General features: G+C 73.6%; 8 protein-coding genes. 2 read left to right on the top strand and 6 right to left on the bottom strand.

What is annotated here, in order from left to right; all coding sequences use genetic code 11:
- Window positions 1-65 precede the first annotated feature (65 nt).
- A complete protein-coding gene (locus tag Aut01nite_RS09355) occupies window positions 66-842 on the top strand; it encodes an endonuclease/exonuclease/phosphatase family protein (protein WP_043522955.1) in 777 nt (258 codons plus the stop codon).
- A gap of 246 nt (window positions 843-1,088) precedes the next feature.
- Here Aut01nite_RS09355 and Aut01nite_RS09350 read toward each other — a convergent pair whose 3' ends face one another.
- The 3 genes from Aut01nite_RS09350 to Aut01nite_RS09340 all read right to left on the bottom strand — a co-directional run bounded on the left by Aut01nite_RS09350 (window position 1,089) and on the right by Aut01nite_RS09340 (window position 4,910).
- Window positions 1,089-1,601: a mycothiol transferase gene (locus tag Aut01nite_RS09350; RefSeq protein ID WP_043522953.1), complete on the bottom strand. Its 513-nt coding sequence runs from the start codon at window positions 1,599-1,601 to the stop codon at window positions 1,089-1,091.
- A 33-nt stretch (window positions 1,602-1,634) separates the two neighbouring features.
- Window positions 1,635-3,140, bottom strand: a complete 1,506-nt coding sequence (locus Aut01nite_RS09345; protein ID WP_236642545.1) for a GGDEF domain-containing protein — start codon at window positions 3,138-3,140, stop codon at window positions 1,635-1,637.
- 168 nt (window positions 3,141-3,308) lie between these two features.
- Entirely contained in the window at window positions 3,309-4,910 is a 1,602-nt protein-coding gene (locus Aut01nite_RS09340) for a fibronectin type III domain-containing protein (RefSeq protein ID WP_052163262.1), read from the bottom strand.
- A 65-nt stretch (window positions 4,911-4,975) separates the two neighbouring features.
- Here Aut01nite_RS09340 and Aut01nite_RS09335 point away from each other — a divergent pair, with 65 nt between their 5' ends.
- Window positions 4,976-5,875 (top strand): hypothetical protein, encoded by a 900-nt coding sequence (locus Aut01nite_RS09335; RefSeq protein WP_043522950.1) that lies wholly within the window; start codon window positions 4,976-4,978, stop codon window positions 5,873-5,875.
- A gap of 4 nt (window positions 5,876-5,879) precedes the next feature.
- Here the strand turns inward: Aut01nite_RS09335 and Aut01nite_RS09330 are convergent, their stop codons facing one another.
- From Aut01nite_RS09330 to Aut01nite_RS09320, 3 genes are all read right to left on the bottom strand, one after another.
- On the bottom strand, window positions 5,880-6,062 hold the full coding sequence (locus Aut01nite_RS09330; protein WP_043522949.1) for a DUF4236 domain-containing protein: 183 nt from the start codon (window positions 6,060-6,062) through the stop codon (window positions 5,880-5,882).
- 63 nt (window positions 6,063-6,125) lie between these two features.
- Entirely contained in the window at window positions 6,126-6,581 is a 456-nt protein-coding gene (locus Aut01nite_RS09325) for an RrF2 family transcriptional regulator (RefSeq protein WP_043522948.1), read from the bottom strand.
- A 64-nt stretch (window positions 6,582-6,645) separates the two neighbouring features.
- Window positions 6,646-7,524, bottom strand: coding sequence for a helix-turn-helix domain-containing protein (locus tag Aut01nite_RS09320; RefSeq protein ID WP_043522947.1), 879 nt, complete (start codon window positions 7,522-7,524; stop codon window positions 6,646-6,648).
- Window positions 7,525-7,662 lie beyond the last annotated feature (138 nt).

The following is a 7,662-nucleotide window of genomic DNA, read 5'->3' as shown; positions in this document are numbered from 1 at the left end:
TCGCATGACGGCGAGCCCGGAGCCCGGCGCAGGACGGCCCGCGTAGTGAGCCTGGAGGCTGTCGCATGACGGTGCGCCTGATGACCTGGAACATCAAGAACGGCGGCGGGGATCGCCTGCCGGCGATCATCGAGGTCATCCGCGACGAGCGGCCCGATGTCCTGTGCCTGCAGGAGCTTCAGCATTTCCAGCGGTACGGCGGACGGCGCATGCGGGAACTGGCGGACGCGACCGGTATGACCGCGCACCTGGCCCGCTCGCTGTTCGCCCAGCCGGTCGCCGTCCTGGTGCGCGAGCCGCTGCGGATCATCCGCCGGGTGTCGATCACCTGCCGGCTGCACCACGCCGCGGCGGTCGCCGTCATCGGCACCCCGGCCGGCACGCTCACCGCGATCAGCGCCCACCTCAACCCGTTCTCCCCGCAGCGGCGTTACCGGGAGGCCCGCTGGCTGGCCGCCCGGTACGCCTCGGCCCGCTCGATGGTCTTCATCGCCGGGGACATGAACGGCCTCGACCCGGACGGCGACCACGAGGCGGAGCTGGCCGCCCAGCCGTCCCTGTACCGCCGGCGGCACCTCGGACCGGACGGGACCCAGGACACCCGGGCGATCGCCGCCATCCGGTCGGAGGGCTTCACCGATCTGTGGCACGCCGTCGGCGAGGGCGACGGCCGGACCGTGCCGACCGGCTTCGCGGGCCGTGAGTTCGGGGCGGTCCGCCTCGACTATCTGCTGGCCAGCCCGCCGCTGACGGCCCGCGCGCGGCGCCTCTGGACGGTCCGGGACGACCGGACCGATCACGCCTCGGACCACTACCCGGTCCGCGCCGACATCGACATCTGACCGTCGACCACCGGTCAGGCCGCCGCCCGGTCACCTGTCGGTGCCGACATCGGCCTCCGGCGTCACCCACCGCTGGGTGCCGTCGCCGGTCTCCGGCGTCATCCTTTGGTCGGGCCGCCGCCAGGCCGTCGGGCCGCCGTCGGGTCGCCGGGCCGCCGTCGGGTCGCCGGGCCGCCGTCGGGCCGCCGGGCCGCCGTCGGGCCGCCGCCCGCTTACCGCTTTGATGTCGGCATCGATCTCCGGGCGTCACTCACCGGTCGGGCCACCGGCCAGCTCGGCGACGATGTCCAGGTGGCCGGCATGGCGCGCATACTCCTGGATCAGGTGGAGGCAGATCCGCTCCAGGGTGGCCGGCTCGGCGCCGGCCCACCGGGGACCCGGCCGGCCCGCCGCGGTGAGGTCGCTGCCGGTGATCACGGCGGTGGTGTGTGCGCCCTGGGCCCGCAGGGCCGCGGCCAGATCGTCGAGCGTCTCCGCCGGCTCGACGTGCCAGCGGTCGTCTCTCCGGTCACCCCAGGGGTCCTCGACGGCTGAGCCCTGAAAACCCCACTCGAGCCAGCGCAACTCCACCCAGCGGAGGTGCTTGAGCAGCTCCAGCGGCGTCCACCCGGACGGCAGGCGGCTGGCGCGCAGCTCCGCCGCGGGCAGCGCGGCGGCCTTGGCCAGCAGGGTCTCGCGGTAGTAATCCAGATAGCGGACGAAGACCTCGGCGTGCCCGGCGGCCGGGGTCATCGGCGAGGGGAAGGGGATCGCTGACATACCCACGATCCTGCCCTGCCCCTACGACATTTCTCAGCCGGCGACGACGCGGTCCCGGCCGGAGCGCTTGGCGGCGTACAGATGACGGTCCGCGGTGGAGAGCAGCGCCGAGAAGGTGCCCAGCCCGTCCGGCGCGGTGGTGACGCCGATGCTGGTGGTCACCTGGAGACTGCCGGTGATCGGCTGCCAGCCGAACGCCCGGATCCGCAGCCGCAGCCGCTCGCAGCGCAGCGCCGCCTCCTCGGCATCGACCCCCGGGAGGACCAGCAGGAACTCCTCGCCGCCCATCCGGGCCGCGATCGCCGCGCCGGGCGCCGCCTCCTCCAGCATCTCGGCGACCCGCTGCAGGACCGTGTCGCCGGTGGCGTGCGACAACGTGTCGTTGATCCGCTTGAAGTGGTCCAGATCCATTATCGCCAGGGAGATCGGGCGGCCCCGGGCGGCCGACTCCAGCAGCAGGTCGGGCACCCGCTCGTTGACGAAACGGCGGTTGTAGAGACCGGTGAGCGCGTCCCGGTGGGCCATCTCCCGGAAGTGCTCGCTGGCCCGGCGGGCCTCGGTGGCCTCGAAGACGGCCTGCAGCGCCCGGGCCCGGGCGTCGCGCTGCACCGACTGCAGCGCGGTCATGTCGGCGTGGAAGGCGCGGTGCTCCTCGTACGCCTCCGCGAACCGCCCGGTCGCCGCGAACAGGGCCGCCTGCTCCTGGCGTACCCGTGCCCCGATCGCCGCGAGCTGCCGCTGCGCGCACACCGACCGGGCCGCGTCCAGTGCCGCCTGCGCGTCGTCGTGCCGCCCGTCCAGCCGGCGCGCCTGCGCCAGGGTGAGCTGGCACTCGGCGACCGCGTCACCCTCGTTCGCCACGACCAGGTCGGCCATCACGGGGGAGAGCAGTTCCTCGACGGCGGCGTACCGCCCGCCCATCATCTCGACCTGGGCCACCGTGTCCAGTTCGTTGGCGGTGAACCGGTGCCCGGTGCGGGCCTGGAGCTCCCACATCTGCGCGATCAGCGATCGGGCCTCGGCCTCGTCACCGGTCTCGACCGCCGAGTACGCCATGTTGTTGAGCAGCGACGACGTCAGCTCGTGATCGCCGGCCGCGGCGGCCAGGGCCAGCGCCTCCCGGCCGCGGCGCCGTCCGTCGGCGTGCGAACCGGTGTCGTCCAGCGCCACCGCGAGGGTCATCAGGTGCCGGGCCCGCAGCGGCCCGGGCACCTCGTCGGTCAGCAGGGCGACGCTCTGCACCGCGTGGGTCAGAGCGTCGGAGAAGTCGCCGACATGCCGGTAGAAGACCGACAGTTCCCGGTGCGCCCGGGACAGCAGGTACCGCGAGTCGTGTTCCTCCGCCCAGGCACGGACCTGGTGGGCGAGCTGCCCGCCGTCGCCGGTGTGCCCCTCCCGGAGGAGGACTCCGGCCTGCAGCAGCGTCGCGCGCTGGCCGACCTCCTCGGCGCCGACCTCGGCGGCCCGCTGTCGCAGCGCGGTCGCGGGCGCCCAGACGGTCCGGAACTGCGACAGCGGCCGGTTCTCCAGCTCGGCCACGGCGTCATCGAGTTCATCGAGCCGATGGCGTGGCTCGGCAGGGACGAGGCTTGCCGCTTCCGTCGTCAATGTCCCTCTTCCCTCTGATCGCCGTGACGTCTTACGGTCCGGTGCCGGGGTAGCAGACCGGGTCGTATCCGGTTGCGAGACGGGTGCGGAAGTGACGGGTCAGCGCCGGGTGCAGACGGGAGCGGCGGTGGCCGGGACCGGCCCGCCGGTCTCGACACCGACCGTGAAGCAGTAGTTCAGCGACTCGTTGAGGCTGTAGACGACGTAGTCGGCGGCGCCCGCCGGCAACGTGGTGATCTTCACCGGGGTCTGCTGCGCCCGCCCGCCGATGATCACGACCTTGCCGGCGGCGCCGCTCGGATAGGCCCAGGACAGCATGACGCTCCCGCCGTTGTCGCGCAGCCGCACGTTCTGCGGGGCGCCGGGCTCGGCGATGGTGGCGCTCTCCAGCGGCCCGGCGGCCGGGGCGGGCGGCCCGGACGGCCCGGACGGTGGGAGAGTCGCCCCGTCGGCGCCGGGCAGCATCACGATGACGATCGCGGCGGCCGCTGCCACCCCGCCGGCCAGCACCGAGGACAGCAGCAGCGGATGGGCCATCCGGGACCGGCCGCCGGCCCGCCCGACCGGCACCGGCAGCCGCCGCGAGTTCGGCGGGTCGGTCCGGGTGCCGGTCCGCGCGGTGCCGACCGGCGCCGCCCTGCCGTCCTCGCCGTGATCGGGCGCGCGGCCGCCGGGCAGCGGCGGCGGGGTGTCCGCGCGGGCGTGCCGGCCGGTCGGGTCACCGGGCAGCCGATGCAGGTCGCTGAGATAGAGCGGCTGCTGGTAGAGGGTGCCGTTGGGATCGGTGGCCCGGTTGTCCGGCGGCGGCCGGCCGTCGCCGAGGTCGTCCGGCGGGGCCGGATAGACCCGGCCGTTGGGATCGGTGGGGCGGTCGTCCGGCGGCGGCTGTCCGGGCGCGTGCACCGGGAACGGCGACGGCCGGGCCCCGCCGGGGTCGGACACGGTGGGCCGGCGCGGGAACGGGCGGAACTGTTTCTCCCCTGTCGTGTCCCGCCGGCCGCAGACGTGCCGACCGGACGGCGTCCCGGCGGCCAGGGCGGCCGCCTGCCGGGCCAGCGAGTGGCCGGCCGGCAGATGGCGGGCGCTCAGCTCGGCGGCCAGGGCCAGATGCGCGGCCGACTCGGAGTCCTCGCCGCAGTCGCGCTCCATGGCGCCCAGCCGGGCGAGCATCTTGATGCCGGCCGGAGCGGGGTCGCCGTGCACCCGGCGGTGCCGGCGCCAGGCCCGGGCCAGCCGGGACCGGGCTGTCGAGCAGTGCCCGGCCGCGTGCTCGGCGGTGGCCAGGTCGGCCTCGGCGGCCAGCACCCGCGGCGAATCCGGGCCCTCGATCAGGGCGAGCTCGCCGATCAGATCGTGATAGACCGACGCGGATCGGCCGTGCTGGCCGATCCGCTGGAGCACTGCGGCGTGCATGGCGGCCGCGGCGATGGTGCGCTCGTCGCGGGGGCCGTGCAGCCGCTCCTCCGCCGAGTGCGCGAATGCCGCCCACAGGCGGGCCGACTCGGGATCGCCGAGCGCGATCAGGACGCGGGCGTGCAGAGCCGCGGCGACGGCGAGATCGGCGGTGGCGCGGCGGGGGTCGGCGTCGGCGGTGCGGAGGATCCCGTCCAGAACGGCGCGGGCGCCCGCGAGATCCCCGGAGGACGACAGAGTCTGTGCCTGAGCGGTGACTTCGGCGAGCGGTGGGGGCATGTATCCCATAGTGCTCACGTCGACACCCTACGTACAAGTTTTCCGTGGCTCACCGGACACGGTAGAAAGTCGGTATGTCCCCGAACTCGACGGTCATCCGTGAACTCCTGGTCCGCCACCTGCAAACCTGGGCGACGGGGGCGCTGCAACGGGCGCGCCGGGCGACCTATGTGCACGGCTATGCGGACGCCGACGACGGCGCCACGGCCGAGGCGGCGCTGCGGGCGCTCGCCGGCCTGCCGGACCTGGCCCGCGGACGGGAACTGTCCATGGTGGCGGTCGGCGGCGACGTGACGGTGGTGGGGAAGCGGCTCGCCACGGCACAGGGGGACGCGGGGGCCGGCGCCGGGCTGACGGTGCTCCCGGTCGGTGGGGGGACGGACGAGCGGCTCGCGGTCGCGGTGCGGGCGGCCGGTGCTTCGGGCGTACCCCTGCTGGGATTTCTCGACGCGACAGCCGCAAGCGGTCCGCCCGCGGTGAGCACCGTCCGTGCCGTCGCCGCCGGGAAACCGGCCGAGGTGCTGCTGGTCCTGCCGCCCGGCGGTTCGCCGGACCCCTATCGGGGCCTGGGATTTCCGCTGGTCACGGCGGTCGAGACGGTCACCGGGCCGGAGCCGGGCGAGGTGGTGGCCCTCGCCACCACCTCCGCGAAGAGCCTGGAGAGCTTCAAGGAGGCGTTGTGGGAGGTCGGTGAATCAGAGGGGGTACGGCTGCGCGACCCCGCCGATCCGGAACGGCGCCTGATCGACGTCTCGTCGCGCCCGGACCCCGAACCGCTCCGGCGTGAGCTGCTCGCCCATCTCGCCGACGTGCGCCGCGCGACCGTTACCGAGCTGCGCAGCTTCGCGCTGACCGGAACCGTCTATCGCGCCGCCGACGCCTCCCGGGTGCTGCACGCGCTCGTGGACGCGGGCACGGTCACCCGGGAGCCGGCGGTCGGCCGGCTGGGCGGCGACGTCGTGATCGGGCTCTAGACGCTCAGCGGGACCGGCTCTTGTCCTGCTTCCAGGACAGCGGGCCGGGCAGGTCGACGCGGTGCGCGCGGGTCTTGGAGTTCCAGGACCAGCGGCCGATCTTCAGGCTCCAGGACGAGTAGCCGTTCTCGGTGAAGTTCAGGACCAGCGGGCCGATCTTCTTCCGGCTGCGGTAAACGATGCCCATCGGAACCTCTCCCATCTCGTTGCTGACGGGCGGAGGATGCCCGACGGGCTCGATTCACAAACGTCAGCGTGGCTGCCAGGCGTCGGGGCGGGTGGTCAGCTTGCGCACGTGAGCCGGCATCCGCCCGCTGACCAGTTCGGCGAGACTGACCTCGTCCAGCACCTCACGCACCGCCGCGCGCACCGCCACCCAGAGGTTCGGCAGGTTCTCCGCGGCGCCCGTGTACTGCGTCTCCTCCGGACGGAGGCCGCGCACCCCGGCGAGCGGGCCGTCGACGGCCCGGATCACCTGGCCGACCGTGACGTCGCGAGGTGGATGCGACAGCGTGTAACCGCCCTCGGCACCGCGTTGCGCCCGCACCACACCGGCGCGCCGCAGATCGGCGAGCACCGCCTCGAGGAACTTGCGGGGCATTTCCTGGTCTTGGGCAATGGCCTGGGCGGACATCAGGGCGGGGTAGGCCTGCGCCAAACTGAGGGCGGCCCGGACCGCGTAGTCGCCGCGCGCGGAGATCTGCACCTGACTATCATGCCCCGCCCCCGCATCCCGGATGCACATACCCCAGGGGTTTATGGGGATTCGGTCAATCCACGGGACGCCGTGGGGCGGGAACCACGGCCGTGCGCTCGCCCGCGAACCGGGCTCGGAACTGGCCCGGGCTCAGACCCGTCTCGCGGTGGAAGAACCGGCCGAAGTTCGTCGGCTCCCCGAACCCCAGCACGCGGCCCACCTCGGCGACCGACAGTGACGTCGCGGCCAGCAGCCGCCGCGCCTGCAGCGCGACCCGGTCGTCCACCACCTGTTTGGCGGTGCGGCCGGTCAGGGCGAGGCTGGCCCGCGTGAGGGTACGCACCGAGCAGTTCAGCTCCGACGCGTAGTCCTCCACCCGGCGGGTGTGCGGGTACCCCTCCTCCAGCCGGACCCGGAACCGCTCGAAGGTGCGGCTCTCCACGTGCGCGTGCCGGTCGTCCACCGGATCGAGCACCCGGATCCGCAGCAGCAGCGCCGCCAGCTGGTGACGCAACAGCGCGGCGGTGACCGGTCCCGGGGAGCCGGCGGCGTCCGCGGTGAGACGGGTGAGCGCCGTTCGGAGAGGCCCCGGATCGGACGGGGTCAGCGGCGTGCGAGCCGGACCGGCGGGATCCTCGGGGTTCACCTCCGGCAACTCCTCGGGGCCGAACAGCCCGGGCCGGAACACCACCGTGACCGGATCGTCCGCCGGATCGGCGAACCGGACCGCCTGCCCCGGGCGGACCCAGAGCAGGGTGCCCGGTCCGCACAGGTGCTCGGCGAAGTCGATCTCGGCGAGCAGCGGGCCGGCGGTGGTGAGGACCAGCGCGTGACAGTTCAGCAGGCCGGTCGCCGCACCGGCGGCGAGCGGCAGGGCGCATCCCCCGATGCCCGACCACTCCGGCGGAAGGCAGGCGGGTGCTGGCTCAGTGTCATGAATGAGTGCTGACATCGCGCCTGACGGTAGTCGTCGATGTCTTCCCGCGCATCCACTAGCGCACTGACTGAGGTGTATGTCCGATTCCCGGCGCGGTATTCGCTATACGTCCGATTCCGATTTCTTTTCGGAGATCGCTTGTTTATCCGGATA

The sequence above is a fragment of the Actinoplanes utahensis genome (assembly GCF_016862455.1).
In the GTDB taxonomy this organism is placed as follows: Bacteria; Actinomycetota; Actinomycetes; order Mycobacteriales; family Micromonosporaceae; genus Actinoplanes; species Actinoplanes utahensis.
The sequence above is the reverse complement of the archived record's forward strand: the minus strand, read 5'-3'. Positions and strand labels throughout refer to the sequence as shown.

What these genes read in the sequence shown, in the direction of transcription:
- Aut01nite_RS09355 (WP_043522955.1), top strand. Translation starts at nt 66, where the DNA reads ATGACGGTGCGCCTGATGACCTGGAACATCAAGAACGGCGGCGGGGAT.
- Aut01nite_RS09350 (WP_043522953.1), bottom strand. Translation starts at nt 1,601, where the DNA reads ATGTCAGCGATCCCCTTCCCCTCGCCGATGACCCCGGCCGCCGGGCAC.
- Aut01nite_RS09340 (WP_052163262.1), bottom strand. Translation starts at nt 4,910, where the DNA reads ATGGGATACATGCCCCCACCGCTCGCCGAAGTCACCGCTCAGGCACAG.
- Aut01nite_RS09335 (WP_043522950.1), top strand. Translation starts at nt 4,976, where the DNA reads ATGTCCCCGAACTCGACGGTCATCCGTGAACTCCTGGTCCGCCACCTG.
- Aut01nite_RS09330 (WP_043522949.1), bottom strand. Translation starts at nt 6,062, where the DNA reads ATGGGCATCGTTTACCGCAGCCGGAAGAAGATCGGCCCGCTGGTCCTG.
- Aut01nite_RS09320 (WP_043522947.1), bottom strand. Translation starts at nt 7,524, where the DNA reads ATGTCAGCACTCATTCATGACACTGAGCCAGCACCCGCCTGCCTTCCG.